This window comes from Streptomyces sp. BBFR25 (assembly GCF_044590125.1).
In the GTDB taxonomy this organism is placed as follows: Bacteria; Actinomycetota; Actinomycetes; order Streptomycetales; family Streptomycetaceae; genus Streptomyces; species Streptomyces canus_D.
Genome location: NZ_CP172447.1, coordinates 1567282 through 1587918, shown reverse-complemented (window position 1 = coordinate 1587918; position 20637 = coordinate 1567282). Strand labels below are relative to the sequence as shown.

The window sequence follows — 20637 nt, the reverse complement described above, 5'->3', positions numbered from 1 at the left end:
GATCAGATGTCGATCGGCGAGTTGCTCGCCGCCACGGTGCCGATGGTCAGGACCCTGAACCTCGCGTACCTGGAGACCACCCCGGAGAAGGCCGTCCTGGCCCTCCCCGACCAGGCCGAGTACCGCAACCACGTCGGCGGGCCGCACGCCGGAGCCATGTTCACGCTGGGCGAGTCGGCCAGCGGCGCGATCGTGCTGGCCGCCTTCGGCGACCAGCTCTCCCGGGCGGTGCCGCTGCCGGTCACCGCGGAGATCGCCTTCAAGAAGATCGCCCTCGGCCCGGTCACCGCCACCGCGACCCTCGGCCGCCCCGCCACGGAGGTCGTCGCCGAACTGGACGCCGGCAGCCGCCCCGAGTTCCCGGTGAGCGTCGCCATCCGGCGCGAGGACGGAGCCGTCACCGGTGAGATGACCGTCATATGGACCCTGCGCCCCAACGGCTGACCCCCGCAGACCCGGTACGCTTCCCGGTGCGCCCCGATCGGGGCGCACCGGGAAGCAGCCACGCGAAGCGGAGGATGGGGCGTTGCACGTCCAGGAATGGCTCGACACGGTGCCCGCGGCGGCCGTCTACGCCGTCGTCGCGCTGGTCATCGGTCTGGAGAGCCTGGGCATCCCGTTGCCCGGCGAGATCATCCTGGTGTCGGCGGCCCTGCTGTCGTCGCAGCACGGCGGGGTCGACCCGCTGGTCCTCGGCGCCTGTGCCAGCGCGGGCGCGGTGATCGGCGACTCCATCGGATACGCCATCGGCCGCAAGGGCGGCCGGCCCCTGCTGGCCTGGCTGGGCAGAAAATTCCCCAAGCACTTCAGCGAGGGGCACGTTGCCACCGCCGAGCGGTCCTTCCAGAAGTGGGGCATGTGGGCCGTGTTCTTCGGCCGCTTCGTCGCCCTGCTGCGGATCTTCGCGGGCCCGCTGGCCGGTGTGCTGCGGATGCCGTACTGGAAGTTCCTGATCGCCAACGTCCTCGGCGGCATCGTCTGGGCGGGCGGCACCACCGCCGTCATCTACTACGTCGGCGTCGTCGCGGAGGACTGGCTCAAGCGATTCTCCTGGCTGGGCCTGGTCCTGGCCGTCGTCATCGGCGTCGCCTCGATGCTGATCGTCAAACGCAGGGCGGGCAAGGCCCAGCCGATCACTGCGGGGGAGTGAAGCGCGCCCGAAGGGGCGCGGGGCTGTGTCGATGTGCGGCTCCGCCGCGTGAGCGCGAGCAACCACAACCGAGCCGCGGACGGCCGATTACAGATCGTCCCCCACCGCATCCCGATGCTCCCCGGCCAGCGCCGCGTACATCGTGCCGTTCAGCGTGACCCCCTGACGCTCCTCCTCCGTCAGCTCCCGCTTCACCTTCGCCGGCACCCCCGCGACCAGCGACCCCGGCGGCACCCGCATCCCCTGCGGGACCAGTGCCTGGGCCGCGACCAGTGAACCGGCGCCGATCACCGCGCCGTTGAGGACCGTGGCGCCCATGCCGATCAGGCAGTCGTCCTCGACGGTGGCGCCGTGCACCACGGCGTTGTGCCCGATGGAGACGCGCTCCCCGACGGCGACGGGGAAACCGGGGTCGGCGTGGAGCGTGCAGTTGTCCTGGACGTTGCTGTCCGCGCCGACGGAGATCCGCTCGACGTCGCCGCGCAGCACCGCGCCGTACCAGACGCTCGCCCCGGCGTGCAGCGTCACGTCCCCGACGACCGCGGCCGTCGGCGCCACGAAGGCCTCCGCGTCCACCTTCGGGTCCTTGCCCGCGATGCCCGTGATCAGCGCCTTCTGCGTCATCTTCGCCTCCTGCTCGGTTGTTGTACGGCACCGTACGCCACCCGGTGGGGTGAAGATCACAGCACGGCGCGGACCTGTCCGCCGCGCGCGCGGACTACCGTGAGCGGGTGCCCCACCGCAAGAACACGTTCTCGTCCTGGCGGAGCCGCCTCGCGCAGCGGGCCGTCCACGCGGGCTGGGCCTGGGTGCAGCGCACCGGTTCCGTCACCGCCGCACACCCCGGGCGGTTCCGCTTCGGCGCGCTGGGCACGGGCACCCGGCTCGCCTTCCCGCTGGGCACGGTCTTCGGCGAGCCCTGGATCCACGTCGGCGCCCACTGCATCATCGGCGAGCAGGTCACGCTGACCGCCGGGCTCATGCCCGACCTCGACCTCGGCCCCGAGCCGATCCTGCGCATCGGCGACGGCGTCGTCCTCGGCCGCGGCAGCCACGTCATCGCGGACACCACCGTCACCATCGGCAGCGACTGCTACTTCGGCCCGTACGTCTACGTCACCTCCACCAACCACTCCTACGACGACCCGCACCAGCCCATCGGCAAGCAGTGGCCGCGGATGGACCCGGTGGAGATCGGCCCCGGCTGCTGGATCGGCACCGGCGCCGTGATCCTGCCCGGCGCGCGGATCGGGCGGAACGTGGTCGTGGCCGCCGGCGCCGTGGTCCGGGGCACGGTCCCCGACCACGCCGTGGTGGCGGGCGCCCCGGCCCGCGTCGTACGGCGCTGGACACCCGCCGAGGGCTGGCAGCCGCCGCTCAGGACCCCGGCCCCGGTGCCGATCCCCGACGGGATCACGCCGGGGCAGCTGCGGGAGCTGTCGAAGCTGGACGACGAGGCGGTGGCCCGTCTCGCCGCGTTGGACGCGGACCCGGAGCGAGCGCCGGGCAGGCTCGCGGAACCGGCCGCGGAGAGCTGACGGAACGGCCCGCGGACGACGGCCGGGCGCGCTGTCATGATCCGGTCGCCTCGCAGTACAGTGCGGTGCACCTTCGGGTGCGGCGGAATGTAGTCCAGTCCGCCGCGCCACGTCGTGCACACCTGCACGTACCTGTACGACTCCCTGGACGGAACGTGGCGGACCTCGACCTGCTGACCCAGTCCCTGGCGCGCAACGTCAAGCGCTGGCGCACCGAGCGCGGCTTCACCCTGGAAGCGCTCGCGGCGCGCGCCGGGGTCAGCCGCGGCATGCTCATCCAGATCGAGCAGGCGCGCACCAACCCCAGCCTCGGCACCGTGGTGAAGATCGGCGACGCCCTCGGCGTCAGCATCACCACCCTGCTCGACTGGGAACAGGGCCCCACGGTCCGCGTCGTCCCCGCAGAGCAGGCCGTCCGGCTCTGGCACACCGACGCCGGCAGCTTCAGCAGACTCCTCGCCGGAGTGGAGGCCCCCGGCCCGCTGGAGATGTGGGAGTGGCGGCTGATGCCGGGCGAGCACAGCCCCTCCGACCCGCACCCCACCGGCACGGTCGAGCTGGTGCACGTCACGGCGGGTGAACTCGCCCTCACCGTGGACGGCGTGACCCACCGCGTGCCGACGGGCGCGAGCGCCTCCTTCGAGTCCGACACCCCGCACACCTACGGCAACGAGGGCGACGCGCCGATGGAGATGATCATGGCGGTCTCGGTGCCGCCCGTGCGCTGAGACGGCCGTTCTCCAAGGGCCCGGCAGTTGTTAGCGTGCCGCCATGCACGCACCCATCGGGAACTTCGACAGCGCCACGCCCGCCCCGGAACGCCTCGACGAGCTGACCCGCCCGGTCGCCGACGCCGTACGCCACTGGAGCGGCACCGTACCGGCCGACCAGATCCTCTACGTCGACACCGAACCGGAGTGGGCCGACACCGCCACCTTCGTCGAGCACTACGGCCGTGACCTGCTCGAACAGTCCGCCAACTGCGTGGTGGTCACCGGCAAGCGGGGCGGCGGCACCACGCTGGCCGCCTGCGTGGTGCTCTCCACCACCCGGGTCGACGTCAACGGCGTCGTACGCCGCCACCTCGGAGCGCGCAAGGCCTCCTTCGCACCGATGGACACGGCCACCGGGGAGACCGGCATGGAGTACGGCGGCATCACCCCGGTCGGCCTGCCCGGCGACTGGCCCGTGCTGGTGGACTCCGCCGTCGTCGACCTGCCCTACGTCCTCGTCGGCAGCGGACGCCGGCGCGGCAAACTGCTCGTGCCGGGCAAGGCCTTCGCGGAGCTGCCGGGCGCCGAGGTCCTGGAGGGGCTCGGCGTCGCCTGACCCGTCACGCGGAGTCGTGGGCGCGGACGCCGAGGTACCGCTCGGCGAAGTCCGTCGCCGCGACCGGCGAGTCGAACAGGCGACGCAACCGGGCCCGCGCGGCACCCGCGCGGGACGGATCTCCCGACGCCGTGCCGTGGTACATCTCGGCGAGCCACTGGGAGAACTCCTGGTAGTCCCACACCCGGGCCAGGCACGTGTCCGAGTAGCCGGACAGTCCGGAGTCGTCGCCCCGCGTCAGGGACGCCACCAGGCCGTCGCCGAGCAGGAAGGCGTCGTACAGGGCGAGGTTCAGCCCCTTGGCGGCGATGGGCGCGGTCAGGTGCGCCGCGTCCCCGGCCAGGAAGAGCCGCCCGAAGGCCATCGGCTCGATCACGTAACCGTGCATGTCCAGCACGCGCTTCTCGATCAGCCGCCCCTCTGTGAGCGGCGGTGCGCCGGCCGCGCCCAGCCGTTCCCGCAGCTCCGCCCAGACCCGCTCGTGCGGCCAGTCCGCCGGGTCCTCGCCCGGCCGGCACTGCAGGTAGTAGCGGGTCACCTCGGGGCTGCGTGCCATGTGCCCGGCGAAACCCCGCGGATGCATGCCGAACACCACGCAGTCCGAGGACGGGGGCGCCTCGGCCAGCAGCGCCAGCCAGCCGACGCCGTAGTCGTGGCGAGCCAGGCGGGCCCGCTCCGGAGGCAGCGACGCGCGCGTCACCCCGCGCGCACCGTCGCAGCCCGCGACGAAGTCCGCCGCCACCACGCGGCGTTCGCCGGACTCCGGGCACAGGTACGACACCGACGGCCGCCCGGACCCGAGACCGTGCAGGCGTACGTCCCGGACGCCGAACCGGATCTCTCCGCCCCGCACGTCCGCGTACTCCCGGAGCAGGTCCGTCACCAGGAACTGCTGTGGATAGATGAAGTGATGACGGCCCGTCAGTTGGGTGTACGCGAAGCGGTAGCGCTCCCCGGCGAAACGGAACTCGCACGCGGTGTGGGTCTGCGCCCGCTCCAGCAGGGTCCGCGCCAGCCCGCGCCGTTCCAGCCCGCGCACGGCCCACTCCTCGATGACCCCGGCCCGCGGCCGCCGTTCGACGAACGCACGGGTCTCCGTCTCCAGCACCAGACAGTCGACACCCGCCGCGCGCAGGATGTTGCCGACGGTCAGCCCGGCGGGACCGGCGCCCACGACCACGACGGAAAAGCGGTGCGGGGTGCCGGAGTCGGCGTGGGGGGAGGGGGCGGCCACGCGGTCATTATGCGGGCGGCGCGCGGGCCGCGGGAACGGTCGCGACGGCCCTCGCTGCGGGAAAACACCTGGCGGGTTCCGAGCGGGCGCGGCTATGCTCCGCGCGATGACTACTCCTCCTGTCGGCAGATTGGGGGACCCGTCCGCGCAAGGTGAGTGCTGATGGCCACTCACTTCGTGAACGGGGACTCCGACTCCCGCCTTTCCTTCTGGCAGCGCGTGCGCGAGTTCGCCGTGCCGCCCTCCATGATCGAGACCGCGACCGTCCGCCGCCGTGCCGGGGACTGGGCGGGCGCGTGCGCCGCCGCGGCCGTCGACGTCGACCTCGACCTGCGTTCGCCGGCGCGCACCCACGGCCACGCTCTCGCCTCCCGGCTCCGCGCCGACCTGCGGCACCTGGCTCCCGACCTGCTGCGCTGGCACCTGCCGAGGATCGCCCCGGACGGGCTGCTGCGCCCGGGCCTCACCCTCACCCTGGCCCGGTACGACACCGAGGGCCGCGACGGCCTACGCCCGCTGCACCTCGTCGTGCGCACCCCGCCCGCCTGGGCGGACGGCGGCCAGCGCATCAGCCTGGCGCTGTGGGACGGTTCGGGCGCGTACGCCGGTACCGCGCGGCATCCGCACCCCCGGCCCAGCCGGCGCTTCCGGCTCGACCTGCACCGTCACCTGTGGGACGCGCGCAGAACCGGTGAGCTGCGCGTCCGCGCGGGCGCCGACCTGCCGGCGTCCGGCGAGGCCCCGCCCGGCCTCTTGAGCGCGGGGGTGACGGTGCCGCCAGGGCGGCGCTGGGCCCTCGACCGGTGGGAGGCCGAGGCACGGCTCCTGCTCCGGGACGAGGCCCGGGCGAGAGCGGGTGCGGGGACGCGGGACGGCACCGGCGGTGACGAGCGCACCGGGCCCGCGGCGGTCGTCGTGCGGGTCGGAGCCGGACAGTGGTGGTCGCTGGAGACGTCCGGGGACCGCACGCCGTCGTCCGCCGCCCGGATCGTGGCGGCGCCCGCGGGTGGCGCCACGTCCGCGCTGCCGGTGCTCCCCGACGCCGCCACCTGGGTACTGCCCGACCTGGAACTTCTCCGCGCCGGAGCGATCGAGGCCGACCGGCTGCACCCGCTGGTCGCCCCCGCACTGGTGCCCGGCCATGCGCCGACCGCCCCGCTCCGGACACCGGACCCGGTGGCGGGCCCGCGGTTCGTGGACTGCCGGGGAGCCAGGCACCGCGTCGGCCTGGTCGACGGAGCGCTGGCGGCCCTGGACCACGATCCGGCCGAGGTGCGCCGGGAGGAACTGCTCGCCGCGCTGAGCGGCACGCCGCTGCCCTGCTTCCAGGTCATCGACGAGGCGCACCGGCGTCCGGAGTGCCTCCCCGACATCCGTGAACGCCTCAACCACGGGGACACCGCCGGTGCCCTCGCCGTCGTGGAGAGCCTGCTGGGCCCCGCCGCGCGTCTGCGGGACGGCGCCCTGCGGGACGACCTGGAGGCCGCCGCGCTGCGACGGATCGCCCACGGCATGTACCGCGCGGGCCTCGACGAGCCCCCTCCTGGACGCGTCTGCCCCGACCGGCACCGGCCCCGCGCGGGCCGCTCCCGCCCGCGCCACGCCACCTTCGACTGATCCCACCCCCGGGACGGCCGACGTCCCTTCCGCGCCCAACCTCCCTGCGCCGAGCCTTCCCGCGCCGGAACCCCACTACCGACCACCGATTGATTCCCAGGTGATGACACATGACGACACACGCGCCCGCCGTGCCCTCCCAGCTCGACGTCGCCGGTGAACTGCTGACGCTCCTGCGCGACACCACCACCGAACCGCGGCCCGACATCCAACTGGAGGCCCTCACCCTCGCCGTGGCCGCCGATCTCCCCGTCCTGTTGTGGGGCGAGCCCGGGATCGGCAAGACCGCGGCCCTCACCCAGCTCGCCGGCGCCCTCGACCTCCCGCTGACCACCGTGATCGCGAGCGTGCACGAGCCGTCCGACTTCTCCGGGCTCCCCGTCGTCGGCGACGACCCCGCGGAACAGGGCGTGCCGATGGCCCCGCCGGACTGGGCCGTGCGCCTGGTGCGGGCCGGCCGGGGGCTGCTGTTCCTCGACGAGTTGTCCACCGCGCCGCCCGCCGTGCAGGCGGCGCTGCTCCGGCTCGTCCTCGAACGGCGGATCGGCGCGCTGCGGCTGCCGCCCGGGGTCCGGATCGTGGCCGCCGCCAACCCGCGGTCCTCGGCGGCCGACGGCTGGGAGCTGAGCCCGCCCCTGGCCAACCGGTTCGTCCATCTCCAGTGGACCCACGACCAGGACGTCGTCGTACGGGGCCTCGGCGGTACCTGGCCGCGGGCGACCCTGCCGAGCCTCGACCCGGCCGGGCTGGCCCAGGCCGTGAGCCACGCGCGGCGGGCCGTGTGCGAGTTCCTCACCGCCCGCCCCGGGCTCGTGCACCGGCTGCCCGGCGGCGAGACGCGCCGGGGCGGCGCCTGGCCGTCACCCCGGAGCTGGGAGATGACCCTGTGCCTGATCGCCTTCGCGACCGCGGCCGGCTCGCCCAAGGAAGTGCTCTCCCTGCTGGTGCGCGGGACCGTGGGGGACGGCCCCGGTCTCGAACTGATGGCGAGCCTGGACCGGATGGACCTGCCGGACCCCGAGACACTGCTCGCCGACCCGGCGGGCGCCGTGCTGCCCGACCGGGGGGACCTGCGCCAGGCCGTACTGGACGGGGTGGTGGCCGTGGTGCGCAAGCGGCCGGAGAAGGCCCGGTGGGACGCGGCGTGGGCGCTGCTGGCCCGGGCGATGGAGACCGGCGCGCCGGACGTCGTGGTCGTCCCGGCGACGACCCTCGCCACGCTGCGGCAGCAGGACTGGGAGGTGCCGGCCTCGATCGACCGGCTCGCCGCGGCCATGTCCCTCTCCCGTCGCGCGGACCGCGCGGCCGACCGCGCGGCCGACCGCGCGGCGGCACGGCTCGCGGGCACCGCGAAGGCGGGCCGATGAACGCGATGAGTGCGACGAAGCCGATGGAGCCGATGACCCCGGGGCGTCCGGACCGGGTGCGGATGGACCTCGACAAGCTCTACGCCGCCCGGCTGCACGCCGCGCGGGCCCGGCCCTACCTGGCCACGGCGCTGTTCGCCCTGCACGTCGTCCCGTCGCGCAGGGTGCCGACGATGGCCGTCGACCGGTACTGGCGGTGCTACGCCTCGCCGGTCTTCGTGGACCGCACGCCGGTGGAGGAACTGGCCGGGGTCTGGGTGCACGAGGTCTCGCACCTGCTGCGCGACCACCACGGGCGCAGCGACCGGGTGGCACGCGAGCGCGGGCTGACCGGCCCGGCGGAACGGCTGCGGATGAACATCGCCGCGGACTGCGAGATCAACGACGACGTGTTCGGCGACGGACTGGTCCGCCCCGAGGGCGCGGTCGACCCGGAGTTCCTGCACCTGCCCGCGGGGCAGCTCATGGAGGACTACCTGCGCCGGTTCCGGCTCGGGCGGCTCACCGAGAGCCTGGCCTGGCTGGACTGCGGCAGCGGTGCCGACGGCCTCGAACGGGAGTGGGACCTCGGTCCGGACGGCGCGGACGGACTCAGCGAGCAGGAACGGGACGCGGTGCGCTTCCGGGTGGCACGGGGCATCACCGCCCGCCCGGGCAGCGCGCCGAAGGGCTGGCGGCGGTGGGCGGAGCAGGTGTTCCATCCGCCGCAGCCCTGGCGCGAGTTGCTGGGGGCGGCGGTCCGCTCGGCGACCTCCTCGGGCGGCGCGGGCGAGGACTACACGTACGGCCGGCCGTCGCGCCGCTCGGCCGGGACACCCGGTGTGGTGCTGCCCAGCCTGCGGCGCAGACCACCCCGGGTCGCCGTGGTCGTCGACACCTCGGGATCGGTCAGCGACGCCGAGCTGGGCAGCGCCCTCCTGGAGGTCGCCGCGATCGTCCGTGCCGTCGGCGGCCGTCGCGACCTGGTCAGCGTGGTGCCGTGCGACGCGGCGGCCCGCCTCGCGCACTCCCTGTGCCAAACCGAGGGGATCCCGCTCGTGGGCGGCGGCGGCACGGATCTGCGCACCGGCTTCGCGAAGGCGCTCGGGGCGCGTCCCGCGCCGGACGCCGTCGTGGTGCTGACCGACGGACAGACACCCTGGCCGGACACGCGGCCCGCCTGCCGGACGGTGGTGGGCCTGTTCCCCCGGGAGCGGACGGGCGGCTCCTGGGACGAGGACGACCCCGAGTACGTCCCCGGCACACCGCCCGACTGGGCCCGCGTGGTGGTCATCGAGTCCGGTCCCGGCGCGGGCGGGTGAGCCCCGGCGCGATCAGCCCAGCCGCGGGATCTCGATCGCCGGGCAGCGGTCCATCACCATCTCCAGGCCCGCGGCCCGGGTCCGTGCGTACGCCGCCTCGTCGACCACACCGAGCTGGAACCAGACCGCCCGGGCGCCCCTGGCGACCGCCTCGTCGGCGACCGGTCCGGCCAGCTCGCTGTTGACGAAGACGTCGACGACGTCCACGTCGAACGGGAGGTCCGCGAGCGAGGCGTACCCCTGCTCGCCGTGCACCGTCTCCGCCTTGGGATGCACGGGCACGACGCGCTTGCCGAAGCGCTGCAACACCTCCGCGACGCCGTACGCCGCGCGCTGCCGGTTGTTCGACAGGCCCACCACGGCCCAGGTGTCGCCCAGCTCGGTGAGGATCTTGCGGACGGTTGCCTCGTCGCCGTACACCGGCGGCCTCCTCGTGCTCCCGGGCGACCCGCGGATCGAGCCACCCGGTCCGGACAACGGACGGCGACGTTCCGGGATTCCCGTGCGCCGGGCGGGACCCGGCGAGCGCGCCCCGGTGCGCCGCCGCGCCGTCCCGCCTAGGCTCGCCTCGTGCTGCGCATCATCGACGCCCGTACCGGAGAACCCGCCCCCGCCGCCCCCGCCCGCCGGGCCCCGACCCGGGTCGAGGCGCACGTGCCGGAGCGCGACGCCACCGCCCTGCGCGTCCTGCTGGTCGCGGACCTCCTGGCGCGGGCCCTGGAACTCGACGGGACGCCCGTGTGGGCGGTGCTGACCGGCGCGGCGGCGCGGGACCGGCTGCGCGAGGACGCCGCCGCCCTCGGCATCCGGCCCTTCGAGGACGGCGCCGCCGCCGGACACGGACCGGGCACCGGGCAGGGTGTGCGGGTCGTGAGCGAAGCCGTGGCTGAAGGGGCGGGCGAGAGCGCGGACGCCCCCACGGTCGCCGTCGCCCCCGCGCACCCGGCCGGAGTCGACCTCGCCGACCCCGACGCCGTCCGCCTCGCCCTGCTGGTACGGCACCACCACGCGCGCGTGGAACTCGACGCGGCGGCGCTGGACGAGGCCCGGGACACCCTCGCCCGCCTGCGCCGCGCGGTCGCCGCCTGGGCCCGGCACCCCTCGCGTCCGGTACCGGGCGAGGTGCGCGACCGGCTGCGGGCCGCCTGGGAGGACGACCTGGACGCGCCGGGAGTGCTGCGTGTCCTGCGCCAGGTGGAGACCGACCCGGACCTTCCGGACGGAGCCCGGTTCGAGGTCTGCGCCTACGCCGACCGGTTCCTCGGCCTCCACCTCACCCGGGACGTCGGCGCCGAGTAGCGCGGCGGGGCGAGCGCATAGGCTGGCCGGATGCAGGATGAGTACCGCACGGTCGCCCGCGCGGGTGTGCACGAAACCGAGATCAACCGCTCGCGCTTCCTGTGCGCCCTCGCCCCGGCCGCCACCGAACAGGACGCCCAGGCGTTCATCGCGGGCGTGCGCAAGGAGCACGCGGACGCCACCCACAACTGCTGGGCGTACGTGATCGGCGCCGACGCCGCCGTCCAGAAGGCGAGCGACGACGGCGAGCCGGGCGGCACCGCGGGGGTCCCGATGCTCCAGATGCTGCTGCGCCGCGACATGCGGTACGTCGTCGCCGTCGTCACCCGCTACTACGGCGGCGTCAAGCTCGGCGCGGGAGGTCTCATCCGCGCCTACGGCGGCGCGGTCGGCGAAGCCCTGGACGACCTCGGCACCCTCACCCGGCGCCGGTTCCGCCTGGCCACGGTGACCGTCGACCACCAGCGCGCCGGGAAGCTCCAGAACGACCTGCGCACCGCCGGCCGGGCCGTGCGCGACGTGCGGTACGCCGAGGCCGTCACCATCGAGGTCGGCCTGCCGGAGGCCGACGTGGACACCTTCCGCTCCTGGCTCGCCGACGCCACCGCGGGCTCGGCCGGGTTCGAACTGGGCGGAGAGGCCTACGACGACGCGTGACAAGACGGACAACCGGGTCGTACCGGGGCTTAGTGGAATGCGAGTGAGGGGCGAAACGGGAGTTACCACCCGGGCTGTCGGACCCTCCCGTTAGTCTCGGGGATCATGCGACTGCTGCACACTTCCGACTGGCACCTCGGCCGGGCGTTCCACCGGGTGAACATGCTCGGCGCCCAGGCCGGGTTCATCGGCCACCTCGTCGAGACCGTGCGCGAGCACGCCGTCGACGCCGTGGTCGTGTCGGGAGACGTGTACGACCGCGCGGTGCCCCCGCTCGCCGCCGTCGAGCTGTTCGACGACGCGCTGCACCGCCTCGCCGACCTCGGCGTGCCCACCGTGATGATCTCCGGCAACCACGACTCGGCCCGCCGTCTCGGGGTCGGCGCCGGGCTCATCGACCGGGCCGGCATCCACCTGCGCACCGACCCGGCGGGCTGCGGCACCCCCGTGGTGCTGACCGACGCCCACGGGGACGTGGCCTTCTACGGGCTGCCGTATCTCGAACCGGCGCTGGTGAAGACCGAGTTCGGCGTGGAGAGGGCGGGGCACGAGGCCGTGCTCGCGGCCGCCATGGACCGGGTCCGCGCCGACCTCGCCACGCGCGCGCCGGGCACCCGTTCCGTCGTCCTCGCGCACGCCTTCGTCACCGGCGGCGAGCAGAGCGACAGCGAGCGGGACATCACCGTCGGCGGGGTCGCCGCCGTGCCCTCCGGCGTCTTCGACGGCGTCGACTACGTGGCGCTGGGCCACCTGCACGGCTGCCAGACCCTCACCGACCGGGTCCGCTACTCCGGCTCCCCGCTGCCGTACTCCTTCTCGGAGCACCGGCACCGCAAGAGCATGTGGCTCGTCGATCTGGACGCCGACGGGTCGGTCGCCGCCGAGCGCGTCGACTGCCCGGTGCCGCGCGCGCTGGCCCGGCTGCGCGGCAGGCTGGAGGACCTGCTCGCCGACCCGGAGCTGACCGGGCACGAGGACGCGTGGGTCGAGGCGACCCTCACCGACCCGGTCCGCCCGGGCGAGCCCATGGCCCGCCTCACGGAGCGGTTCCCGCACACGCTGAGCCTCGTCTTCGACCCCGAGCGCGCCCCCGACGAGCCCGGCGTGTCCTACGCCCGGCGCCTCGCCGACCGCAGCGACCAGCAGATCGCGGAGGACTTCGTGACCCATGTGCGCGGCGCCGGGCCCGACGACCACGAACAGGGCGTGCTGCGGGACGCCTTCGACGCCGTGCGCGCGGACGACACCGTGCGGGAGGTGGCCCGGTGAGGCTCCACCGGCTGGACATCACCGCCTTCGGGCCCTTCGGCGCCTCGCAGAGCGTCGACTTCGACGACCTGTCGGCCGCCGGGCTGTTCCTGCTGCACGGCCCCACCGGCGCCGGCAAGACCTCCGTCCTGGACGCCGTCTGCTACGCCCTGTACGGCTCGGTGCCGGGCGCCCGGCAGGGCGGCGGCCAGGGCATGTCGCTGCGCAGCGACCACGCGGCCGTCGGCACCCGCACCGAGGTGCGACTCGAACTGACCGTCGCGGGGCGCCGGTTGGAGATCACCCGGCAGCCGCCCTGGGAGCGCCCCAAGAAGATCGGCGTCGGCACCACCGTCGACAAGGCGCAGACCTGGCTGCGCGAGTACGACGCGGCGACCCGCGCCTGGAAGGACCTCAGCCGCTCCCACCAGGAGATCGGCGAGGAGGTCACCCAGCTGCTCGGGATGAGCCGTGAGCAGTTCTGCCAGGTCGTGCTGCTGCCCCAGGGCGACTTCGCCCGCTTCCTGCGCGCCGACGCCGAAGCGCGCGGCAAGCTCCTCGGCCGCCTCTTCGACACCCGGCGGTTCGCCGAGGTCGAAAAGCGCCTCGCCGAACGGCGCCGCGCCACCGAGGCCCAGGTCCGTGAGGGCGACGCCACCCTGCTGGCCGACGCGCACCGGATGCAGCAGGCCGCCGGTGACGCCATGGAGCTGCCGGAACTGGCACCGGGCGATCCGGGACTGGCCGAGGCGGTCCTCGGCGCCGCCGCCGTCGCCCGCGGCACCGCCCGCGAGCTGCTCACGATCGCCGACTGCCGGCTCGCCGCCGCCGAGTCCGCCCGGGCCGCCGCCGGACACCACCTGACCGACACCCGCGAACTCGACCGGCTGCAACGCCGGTTCGCCGAGGCACGGGAGCGGGCCGAGCGGCTGGCGGAGCGGGCCGACGCCCACCGGGCCGCGCAGGAGCGCATGGAGCGGGCCCGCAAGGCCGAGGCGGTGGCCCCCGCCCTGGAGCTGCGGGACGCCGCCGACGAGGAGCACCGGCGGGCGGTGGACGCGGAGGCGCACGCCCGTGCCCTGCTGCCGCGGGCCCTCGCCGACGCGGGCGCCACCGGGCTCGCCGCCGCCGCCCGCCGGGCCGCCGAGGAACTGGGCGGCCTCGAGTCGGCCAGGCGCGCCGAACGACGCCTCGCCGAACTGGTCGACGAGCGGGCCGGCCTCGACCGCCAGGAACGCGCCGACGACGAGGTCCGGCAGGAGGCGGAGACCTGGCTCGCCGACTGGGAGTCCACCCGCACCGGACTCCAGGGCCGCGTCGACTCCGCGCAGGAGGCCGCCACCCGCGCCGAACAGCTCGCCGTGCAGCGCGACCCGGCCCGGTGCCGACTGGAAGCCGCCCGGCAGCGGGACCGGCTCACCGACGACACCGAAGAGGCGCGGCGGCTCGCGCTCGCCTCGGCGGAAGACGCCGTCGAGGCCCGCGCCCACTGGCTCGACCTCAAGGAACAGCGGCTGCACGGCATCGCCGCCGAACTCGCCGCGCACCTCACCGACGGCACACCGTGCGCGGTGTGCGGCGCCACCGAGCACCCCGCCCCCGCCCGCAAGAGCGCCGGACACGTCGACCGCGACGCGGAGGAGCGCGCCCTCGCCGCCTACCAGGCCGCCGACGAGCGGCGCGCGCGGGCCGAGCGGCACCTGGGCGCCGTACGGGAGGCGCTCGCCGCCGCCACGGCGGAAGCCGGGGACGCGCCCACCGCCCGGCTGGCCGAGGAGGCCGAGGAACTGGAGGCGGCGTACGCGCGGGCGCGGGCGGCCGCCTCCGGCCTGCACCCCGCGCAGGAGGAGCTGCGACGGGCCGAGGGCGAACGCGAACAGCGGGTCGCCGCCCAGCAGGAGGCCGCCGTCCGGTCCGCCTCCCGGGTCGCGGGCCGGGACCGGCTGGAGCGCGAACAGGAGGCGCTGGAAGAGGAGTTGGCGCGGGCCCGGGGGAGCGCCGAGAGCGTGAGCGCGCGGGCCGCGCAGCTGGAACGACAGGCGGCGCTGCTCACCCGGGCCGCCGACACCGCCCGCGTCGCCGAGGACACCGCCCAGCGGCTCAAGGACGCCGACGCACGGCTCGCCGACGCCGCCTTCCGGGCCGGTTTCGACACCCCGGCGGACGCGGCCGCCGCCCTGCTCGACGACGCGGCCCACCGCGAGCTGCAACGGCGGCTCGACGCCTGGCAGTCGGAGGACTCCGCCGTCCGCGCGGTCCTCGCCGAGGCCGACACCACCGACGCGGCCCGGCGACCGCCCGCCGACCTCGCCGCGGCGGAGCGGGCGGCGGCCGACGCGGACCGGCGCCTGCGTGAGGCGTCCTCGGCCCGCGACGCAGCCGCCCGGTGCTGCGCCGAGCTGGACCGGCTGTCCGCGCACGCCACCGCCTCCGTGCGCCGGCTCGCCCCGCTGCGCGAGGAGCACACCCGGGTCGCCCGCCTCGCCTCCCTCGCCGCGGGCACCTCGGCGGACAACGAACGCCGGATGCGCCTGGAGTCCTACGTCCTGGCCGCCCGCCTCGAACAGGTCGCCGCCGCGGCCACCGCCCGCCTGCTGCGCATGTCCTCCGGCCGGTACACCCTCGTCCACTCCGACGACCGCACCGGCCGCGGCCGCAGCGGCCTCGGACTGCACGTCGTCGACGCCTGGACCGGCCGCGAGCGCGACACGGCCACACTGTCCGGCGGTGAGACGTTCTTCGCGTCGCTCGCCCTCGCGCTCGGCCTCGCCGACGTCGTCACCGACGAGGCGGGCGGCGTCCGACTGGACACCCTCTTCATCGACGAGGGCTTCGGCAGCCTCGACGACCAGACCCTCGACGAGGTCCTCGACGTCCTGGACGCGCTGCGCGAGCGGGACCGCAGCGTCGGCATCGTCAGCCACGTCGCCGACCTGCGCCGCCGCATCCACGCCCAACTGGAGGTCGTGAAGGGGCGGTCGGGGTCGGTGCTGCGTCAGCGGGGCGCAGGCTGAGCGCGCGGCGGGGTCTTCTCGCGCGGACCTCAGCGGCCCAGCGGGCGGCGGGGGAGCGGTGAGGAGTAGACGACGCTGGTGGTCACCGAGCCCAGGGCGCTGATCCGGCCGGACACCTCCTCCAGGTGCCGCATCGAACGGGCCGCGACCTTGATGACGAAGCAGTCGTCGCCCGTGACGTGGTGCGCCTCCAGGATCTCCGGCGTGACCGCGACCAGGTCGTGGAACGGCTTGTAGTTGGCGACCGGGTAGCGCAACCGCACGAACGCCAGGATCGGCAGGCCCAGCCGCTCGGGGTCGACGACCGCCGCGTACCCCTGGATGATCCCGGCCTCCTCCAGGCGCCGCACGCGCTCCGTCACCGCGCTCGCGGACATCGAGACGGCACGGGCCAGCTCGGCGAAGCTGGCCCGCCCGTCCCGCTGTAGGGCATCGAGAATGCGCCAGTCGGTGCCGTCCGGGGAATACTCGGTCATCGGAGATGGATAGCAGGGATTCCCCGGTGGAACAAGTTGACGGCCGGGAAATCGCTCTTCAGGCGCGGTGGCGTGAGCCATAGATTTCTGGCTGGAAGATCCACCGAGGAGAGGCCGGACCATGAGCGTCACCACCCCCGCCGCCGGGCACGTCAACCCCGTCCTGCGCACCGCCCCCGCACCGCCCGCCGAAGCCGCCGCGTACTTCCGGGCGAGCCTCGCCTTCCACACCGACGTCTCCGACGTCGCCGACGCACTCGCGGCCGACGGCGACCCGGGATTCGTGCTCGTCGACTGCCGCTCCACCGAGTCCTGGGACCAGGGCCACGTCCCCGGCGCCGTCCACCTCCCCACCGCGCACGTTCCCGAACGGGCCGGGCAACTCCTCGACCCCGCCGTGCCGGTGGTGACCTACTGCTGGAGCCCCGGCTGCAACGGGGCGACGCGCGCGGCCCTCGCCCTCGCCGAACTCGGCTACCGGGTCAAGGAGATGCTCGGCGGCTTCGAGTACTGGGTGCGCGAGGGCTTCGCGTTCGAGACCCGGCAGGGCGCCGAGCGCCGCGCCGCCGACCCGCTGACCGTTCCGGTGGACGCGGCCGACTGCGGCTGCTGAGCTGCGTGTAGGTTCTGCCGCATGGTGCGATACGCGGAGCCGGGCGCGGTGGAGTGGGTCGAGTCGGGCGGAGGGCCGCTGATCGCGGTACCGGAGACGGTCCTGCCGTTCTGGACCGGCGCCGACGGCGAGGAGACGGACTCCGACTACGACCGGGCCTGCGAGGTCGACGGCCACCTCGGACTGCTCCCGGTCGGCGACTCCACCGCCCTGGTGCTCGGCGACGAACCCGCCTCCACCGCCTACCTCCCCGACCACGGCGCCTTCGTCCGCTGGTGCGCCGCGGACTCCGAGGACGAGGTGCTGGCCGGGGTCCCCGCCGCCCTCGACACCGCCGAGTGGCAGCCCGAGGTGTCCTGGCACGTGCCGGGCCCCGTGTTCCTGTTCGACGCCGCCTGGCCCGGTGCCGCGTCGGACCGCGCCGACCGGGTGCGCGTCGCGCTGGACCCCGGCCGGTACGCGGTGCGCGCGGCCGAGGTGCGCCCCGGGCCGGAGACCTGGCTGAGCCTCGTACAGCTGCGGCGGCTCGCCGACCGGTAGGCGCGGCGATATTGACGTGCGGGGCGGTCGCGGCCCGCCCATCATGGGTGCCCATGCCACGACTTCCGCACCCCGCCCCCGAAGACCTGCGCCGCGACCCGCTGCCGCTGCGCGGCCGCACCGCCCTCGTCACCGGTGCCAGCCGGCGCGGCGGCATCGGCCACGCCGTGGCCCGGCGGCTCGCCGCGTACGGAGCGAGCCTCTACCTGCACCACCACGTCCCGCACGACGCCGCCATGCCCTGGGGCGCCGACCGCGTGGACGACGTGGTCGACTCCGTACGCGCGGCGCTCGGCGACCCGGACGCCGCAGTGCACGCGGGCCCCGGCGACCTCACCCGCCCCGACGCCCCCGGCGAACTCGTCGCCACCGCCGCCGAAGCGCTCGGCGGACGACTGGACATCCTCGTCGCCAACCACGCGCTGAGCGGGTCCGACGGCACCCTCGACACCATCGACGCCGCCATGCTCGACGCGCACTGGCAGGTCGACACCCGTTCGGTGCTGCTGCTGGTCCAGGCCTACGCCCGCCGCCGCGCCGCCCTGCCGCCGCGCACACCCGGCGGACGCGTCGTGCTGATGACCTCCGGCCAGGACATCGCGGGCGGCATGCCCGGCGAGATCGCCTACGCGCTCCAGAAGGGCGCGCTCGCCTCCGTCACGCGCTCCCTGGCGACGACCCTCGCCGAGCACGCCGTCACCGTGAACGCGGTCAACCCCGGCCCCGTGGACACCGACTACCTGACCGGCGCGGACTACGACGCCATCGCCGCGCTCTTCCCCGCCGGGCGGTGGGGCATGCCCGACGACCCGGCCCGCCTCATCGCGTGGCTCGCCACGGACGAGGCGGAATGGATCACCGGTCAGGTCGTCGACTCGGAGGGAGGCTTCAGGCGCTGAAGTGGACGGCCCGCTCGGGGCGTCACAGCCGCGACAGCTCGTCCACCAGGTCGTCCAGGCCCAGCGAGCCCTGGGAGAGGGCCGCCATGTGCCAGGCCTTCGGGTCGAACGCCTCGCCGTGCCGCTCGCGGGCCTTCTCCCGGCCCAGCAGCCACGCCCGCTCACCGAGCTTGTAGCCGATCGCCTGGCCCGGGATCGTCAGGTACCGGGTCAGCTCGCTCTCCACGAAGTCCGCCGGGCGGCTGCTGTGCGCGCCGAAGAACTCCTGCGCCAGCTTCGGCGTCCAGCGCTCACCCGGGTGGAACGGCGAGTCCGCCGGGATCTCCAGCTCCAGGTGCATGCCGATGTCCACGATGACGCGGGCGGCCCGCATCATCTGCGCGTCCAGGTAACCGAGGCGCTGCTCCGCGTCCGTGAGGTAGCCCAGCTCGTCCATCAGCCGCTCCGCGTACAGCGCCCAGCCCTCGGCGTTGGCGCTGACCATGCCCACCGAAGCCTGGTAGCGGGAGAGGTCCTGCGCCACGTGCGTCCACTGGGCGAGCTGGAGGTGGTGGCCCGGGACACCCTCGTGGTACCAGGTCGAGACCAGGTCGTACACGGGGAACCGGGTCTGCCCCATCGTCGGCAGCCAGGTGCGGCCGGGACGCGAGAAGTCCTCCGACGGCGAGGTGTAGTAGGGCGCCGCCGCGCTGCCGGGCGGCGCGATGCGCGACTCCACCCTGCGCACCCGCTCGGCGAGTTCGAAGTGCGTGCCGTCCAACTGCTCGATCGCCTGGTCCATCAGGCCCTGCAGCCAGTCACGGACCTCGTCGACGCCCTCGATGTGCTTGCCGTGCTCGTCCAGGTGCGCCAGCGCCACCCACGGCGTCTCGGCGCCCGGCAGGATCTTCTCGGCCTCCGCCTTCATCTCGGCCAGCAGACGGTGGTACTCGGACCAGCCGTACGCGTACGCCTCGTCCAGATCCAGGTCCGTGCCGTTGTAGTAGCGCGACCAGCGGGCGTAGCGCTCCCGGCCCACCGTGTTCGGGGCGCCCTCGATGGCCGGGGCGTACACGTCGCGCATCCAGTCCCGCAGTTCCGCCACGGCGGCGGTCGCACCCCGGGCGGCCTCGTCCAGCTCCGCGCGCAGCGCCTCGGGACCGTCGGCGGCGAAGTCCTCGAACCAGCCACGTCCCTCGCCCGTGTCCGCCCACTCGCCGAGCTGCTCGACGAAGGTGGCGGTCGGCCGGGGCGCCGCGTACAGCTCGCGCTCCAGGCCGAGGGCCAGGGACTCGCGGTAGCCCGCGAACGCCGCCGGAACAGCCCGCAGCCGCTCGGCGATCCTGGCCCAGTCCTCGTCGGTCCCGGTCGGGGTGAGGGTGAAGACCTCGCGCACCGAGTGGGCGGCGGTGCCCATGTTGCCGACCGAGCGCAGGCCCTCGTCTGCCTCGTGCACCGCGAGTTCGGCGGTGAGGCGCTCGCGCAGCAGCCGCGCGCAGCGCCGCTCCACGTCGCTGTCCCCGCCCGGCCTGCGCTCCGCCTCGGCCAGCCGGGCCAGGGTGGTGCGGGCCAGCTCCGCGAGGGCCTCCTGCCCGGCGGGTGAGAAGTCGGGCAGACGGCTGGAACTCTCCGCGACACCGAGGTAGGTACCGGTGACGGGGTCGAGGGCGATGAGCTCGTCGACGTAGGCGTCGGCGACCTCGCGGGGCAGCGGGCTCTTGGTCTCTGACATGCGGACATCCTCATACGGATACCGGTGCCGCGTCAGCCCGGTGGACCGGGCCCGACCGCGCGGGCGGCCGGATTTCGCTCAGGGCGTGGCCGGGGGAGCGGGTGCGGCCGTGGCCGGGGGAGCGGGTGCGGCCGTGGCCGGGGGCAGCAGGGGGCCGCACTCCCACTGCTGGAAGATCAGCCGGGTCTCGACGCGGGCCACCTCCCGCCGGGAGGTGAACTCGTCCAGCACCAGCCGCTGCAGATCCGTCATGTCCGCGACCGCGACATGCACGAGGTAGTCGTCCGGGCCGGTGAGGTGGAAGACGGTGCGCGACTCGGGCAGCGCCCGGATCCGTTCCACGAACGGTCCGACCAGCTCCCGCCGGTGCGGGCGCACCTGCACCGACAACAGCGCCTGGAGCCCGCGCCCCAGCCTGGCCGGGTCCAGTTCGAGCCGGTGGCCAAGGATCACGCCGGCCCGCCGCAGCCGGGCCACCCGGTCCAGGCAGGTCGACGGCGCGACCCCGACCTGGGCGGCGAGATCGCGGTAGGTGGTCCGGGCGTCGTTCTGCAGCAGCCGCAGCAGCTGGAGATCCACCGGATCCAGTACGACGGAATCGGCCATGGCCCGAACGTAACACGGAGTGCGGCCCCGAAGACCCG

At 74.8% G+C, this 20637-nt stretch carries 21 protein-coding genes; 15 read left to right on the top strand and 6 right to left on the bottom strand.

Features of this window, described 5'->3' with window-relative positions; all coding sequences use genetic code 11:
* The first annotated feature begins 6 nt into the window (after nucleotides 1–6).
* Nucleotides 7–444, top strand: a complete 438-nt coding sequence (locus ACGH52_RS07095) for a DUF4442 domain-containing protein (protein WP_059297680.1) — start codon at nucleotides 7–9, stop codon at nucleotides 442–444.
* A gap of 82 nt (nucleotides 445–526) precedes the next feature.
* Nucleotides 527–1150: a DedA family protein gene (locus ACGH52_RS07090; protein ID WP_121701184.1), complete on the top strand. Its 624-nt coding sequence runs from the start codon at nucleotides 527–529 to the stop codon at nucleotides 1148–1150.
* 87 nt (nucleotides 1151–1237) lie between these two features.
* Here the strand turns inward: ACGH52_RS07090 and ACGH52_RS07085 are convergent, their stop codons facing one another.
* The gene (locus ACGH52_RS07085; protein ID WP_121701185.1) at nucleotides 1238–1774 is read right to left on the bottom strand and encodes a gamma carbonic anhydrase family protein; all 537 of its coding nucleotides are present in this window, start codon (nucleotides 1772–1774) and stop codon (nucleotides 1238–1240) included.
* A gap of 107 nt (nucleotides 1775–1881) precedes the next feature.
* On the opposite strand from ACGH52_RS07085, the gene ACGH52_RS07080 reads away from it, so the two are divergent.
* From ACGH52_RS07080 to ACGH52_RS07070, 3 genes are all read left to right on the top strand, one after another.
* Nucleotides 1882–2688 (top strand): acyltransferase, encoded by an 807-nt coding sequence (locus ACGH52_RS07080; protein WP_059297677.1) that lies wholly within the window; start codon nucleotides 1882–1884, stop codon nucleotides 2686–2688.
* Between the two features lie 155 nt (nucleotides 2689–2843).
* Nucleotides 2844–3416, top strand: coding sequence for a helix-turn-helix domain-containing protein (locus ACGH52_RS07075; RefSeq protein WP_059297676.1), 573 nt, complete (start codon nucleotides 2844–2846; stop codon nucleotides 3414–3416).
* Nucleotides 3417–3459: 43 nt separating this feature from the next.
* Nucleotides 3460–4017 carry a YbaK/EbsC family protein gene (locus ACGH52_RS07070; protein ID WP_121701187.1) on the top strand — a complete coding sequence of 186 codons (558 nt, stop codon included), beginning with the start codon at nucleotides 3460–3462 and terminating at the stop codon, nucleotides 4015–4017.
* 4 nt (nucleotides 4018–4021) lie between these two features.
* Here ACGH52_RS07070 and ACGH52_RS07065 read toward each other — a convergent pair whose 3' ends face one another.
* Nucleotides 4022–5251: a 4-hydroxybenzoate 3-monooxygenase gene (locus ACGH52_RS07065; protein ID WP_399938226.1), complete on the bottom strand. Its 1230-nt coding sequence runs from the start codon at nucleotides 5249–5251 to the stop codon at nucleotides 4022–4024.
* A gap of 162 nt (nucleotides 5252–5413) precedes the next feature.
* On the opposite strand from ACGH52_RS07065, the gene ACGH52_RS07060 reads away from it, so the two are divergent.
* The 3 genes from ACGH52_RS07060 to ACGH52_RS07050 all read left to right on the top strand — a co-directional run bounded on the left by ACGH52_RS07060 (nucleotide 5414) and on the right by ACGH52_RS07050 (nucleotide 9536).
* Nucleotides 5414–6868 carry a hypothetical protein gene (locus tag ACGH52_RS07060; protein WP_399938224.1) on the top strand — a complete coding sequence of 485 codons (1455 nt, stop codon included), beginning with the start codon at nucleotides 5414–5416 and terminating at the stop codon, nucleotides 6866–6868.
* Nucleotides 6869–6978: 110 nt separating this feature from the next.
* On the top strand, nucleotides 6979–8235 hold the full coding sequence (locus ACGH52_RS07055; RefSeq protein ID WP_399938222.1) for an AAA family ATPase: 1257 nt from the start codon (nucleotides 6979–6981) through the stop codon (nucleotides 8233–8235).
* 5 nt (nucleotides 8236–8240) lie between these two features.
* Nucleotides 8241–9536, top strand: coding sequence for a VWA-like domain-containing protein (locus ACGH52_RS07050; RefSeq protein WP_076973328.1), 1296 nt, complete (start codon nucleotides 8241–8243; stop codon nucleotides 9534–9536).
* Nucleotides 9537–9548: 12 nt separating this feature from the next.
* Here ACGH52_RS07050 and ACGH52_RS07045 read toward each other — a convergent pair whose 3' ends face one another.
* Nucleotides 9549–9956, bottom strand: coding sequence for a CoA-binding protein (locus ACGH52_RS07045; RefSeq protein ID WP_399938220.1), 408 nt, complete (start codon nucleotides 9954–9956; stop codon nucleotides 9549–9551).
* 150 nt (nucleotides 9957–10106) lie between these two features.
* Here ACGH52_RS07045 and ACGH52_RS07040 point away from each other — a divergent pair, with 150 nt between their 5' ends.
* From ACGH52_RS07040 to ACGH52_RS07025, 4 genes are all read left to right on the top strand, one after another.
* Nucleotides 10107–10835, top strand: coding sequence for a hypothetical protein (locus ACGH52_RS07040; RefSeq protein ID WP_210976993.1), 729 nt, complete (start codon nucleotides 10107–10109; stop codon nucleotides 10833–10835).
* A 30-nt stretch (nucleotides 10836–10865) separates the two neighbouring features.
* The gene (locus tag ACGH52_RS07035) at nucleotides 10866–11492 is read left to right on the top strand and encodes a YigZ family protein (protein WP_399938218.1); all 627 of its coding nucleotides are present in this window, start codon (nucleotides 10866–10868) and stop codon (nucleotides 11490–11492) included.
* Between the two features lie 105 nt (nucleotides 11493–11597).
* Entirely contained in the window at nucleotides 11598–12761 is a 1164-nt protein-coding gene (locus tag ACGH52_RS07030; RefSeq protein ID WP_399938216.1) for an exonuclease SbcCD subunit D, read from the top strand.
* A complete protein-coding gene (locus ACGH52_RS07025; RefSeq protein WP_399938215.1) occupies nucleotides 12758–15754 on the top strand; it encodes an AAA family ATPase in 2997 nt (998 codons plus the stop codon). The genes ACGH52_RS07030 and ACGH52_RS07025 overlap by 4 nt, the downstream gene beginning before the upstream one ends.
* A 29-nt stretch (nucleotides 15755–15783) precedes the next feature.
* On the opposite strand, the gene ACGH52_RS07020 is transcribed toward ACGH52_RS07025, so the two are convergent.
* Complete coding sequence (locus ACGH52_RS07020) at nucleotides 15784–16230, bottom strand: Lrp/AsnC family transcriptional regulator (RefSeq protein ID WP_076973323.1); 447 nt, start codon at nucleotides 16228–16230, stop codon at nucleotides 15784–15786.
* Between the two features lie 121 nt (nucleotides 16231–16351).
* Here ACGH52_RS07020 and ACGH52_RS07015 point away from each other — a divergent pair, with 121 nt between their 5' ends.
* The 3 genes from ACGH52_RS07015 to ACGH52_RS07005 are packed head-to-tail and all read left to right on the top strand — an operon-like array spanning nucleotide 16352 to nucleotide 18282.
* Complete coding sequence (locus tag ACGH52_RS07015) at nucleotides 16352–16843, top strand: rhodanese-like domain-containing protein (protein WP_399938213.1); 492 nt, start codon at nucleotides 16352–16354, stop codon at nucleotides 16841–16843.
* A 21-nt stretch (nucleotides 16844–16864) separates the two neighbouring features.
* Nucleotides 16865–17383: an immunity 21 family protein gene (locus tag ACGH52_RS07010; protein ID WP_059297663.1), complete on the top strand. Its 519-nt coding sequence runs from the start codon at nucleotides 16865–16867 to the stop codon at nucleotides 17381–17383.
* Between the two features lie 53 nt (nucleotides 17384–17436).
* On the top strand, nucleotides 17437–18282 hold the full coding sequence (locus ACGH52_RS07005) for an SDR family oxidoreductase (protein ID WP_121704799.1): 846 nt from the start codon (nucleotides 17437–17439) through the stop codon (nucleotides 18280–18282).
* Nucleotides 18283–18304: 22 nt separating this feature from the next.
* On the opposite strand, the gene ACGH52_RS07000 is transcribed toward ACGH52_RS07005, so the two are convergent.
* Entirely contained in the window at nucleotides 18305–19993 is a 1689-nt protein-coding gene (locus tag ACGH52_RS07000) for a DUF885 domain-containing protein (RefSeq protein ID WP_076973321.1), read from the bottom strand.
* Nucleotides 19994–20071: 78 nt separating this feature from the next.
* Entirely contained in the window at nucleotides 20072–20599 is a 528-nt protein-coding gene (locus ACGH52_RS06995; RefSeq protein WP_399938210.1) for an Lrp/AsnC family transcriptional regulator, read from the bottom strand.
* Between the last annotated feature and the right edge of the window lie 38 nt (nucleotides 20600–20637).

Bases quoted from the DNA above. Each gene is read 5' to 3' on its own strand.
- ACGH52_RS07095 (WP_059297680.1), top strand. From the start codon at position 7: ATGTCGATCGGCGAGTTGCTCGCCGCCACGGTGCCGATGGTCAGGACC.
- ACGH52_RS07085 (WP_121701185.1), bottom strand. From the start codon at position 1,774: ATGACGCAGAAGGCGCTGATCACGGGCATCGCGGGCAAGGACCCGAAG.
- ACGH52_RS07070 (WP_121701187.1), top strand. From the start codon at position 3,460: ATGCACGCACCCATCGGGAACTTCGACAGCGCCACGCCCGCCCCGGAA.
- ACGH52_RS07060 (WP_399938224.1), top strand. From the start codon at position 5,414: ATGGCCACTCACTTCGTGAACGGGGACTCCGACTCCCGCCTTTCCTTC.
- ACGH52_RS07055 (WP_399938222.1), top strand. From the start codon at position 6,979: ATGACGACACACGCGCCCGCCGTGCCCTCCCAGCTCGACGTCGCCGGT.
- ACGH52_RS07050 (WP_076973328.1), top strand. From the start codon at position 8,241: ATGAGTGCGACGAAGCCGATGGAGCCGATGACCCCGGGGCGTCCGGAC.
- ACGH52_RS07035 (WP_399938218.1), top strand. From the start codon at position 10,866: ATGCAGGATGAGTACCGCACGGTCGCCCGCGCGGGTGTGCACGAAACC.
- ACGH52_RS07030 (WP_399938216.1), top strand. From the start codon at position 11,598: ATGCGACTGCTGCACACTTCCGACTGGCACCTCGGCCGGGCGTTCCAC.
- ACGH52_RS07020 (WP_076973323.1), bottom strand. From the start codon at position 16,230: ATGACCGAGTATTCCCCGGACGGCACCGACTGGCGCATTCTCGATGCC.
- ACGH52_RS07015 (WP_399938213.1), top strand. From the start codon at position 16,352: ATGAGCGTCACCACCCCCGCCGCCGGGCACGTCAACCCCGTCCTGCGC.
- ACGH52_RS07010 (WP_059297663.1), top strand. From the start codon at position 16,865: ATGGTGCGATACGCGGAGCCGGGCGCGGTGGAGTGGGTCGAGTCGGGC.
- ACGH52_RS07005 (WP_121704799.1), top strand. From the start codon at position 17,437: ATGCCACGACTTCCGCACCCCGCCCCCGAAGACCTGCGCCGCGACCCG.
- ACGH52_RS07000 (WP_076973321.1), bottom strand. From the start codon at position 19,993: ATGTCAGAGACCAAGAGCCCGCTGCCCCGCGAGGTCGCCGACGCCTAC.
- ACGH52_RS06995 (WP_399938210.1), bottom strand. From the start codon at position 20,599: ATGGCCGATTCCGTCGTACTGGATCCGGTGGATCTCCAGCTGCTGCGG.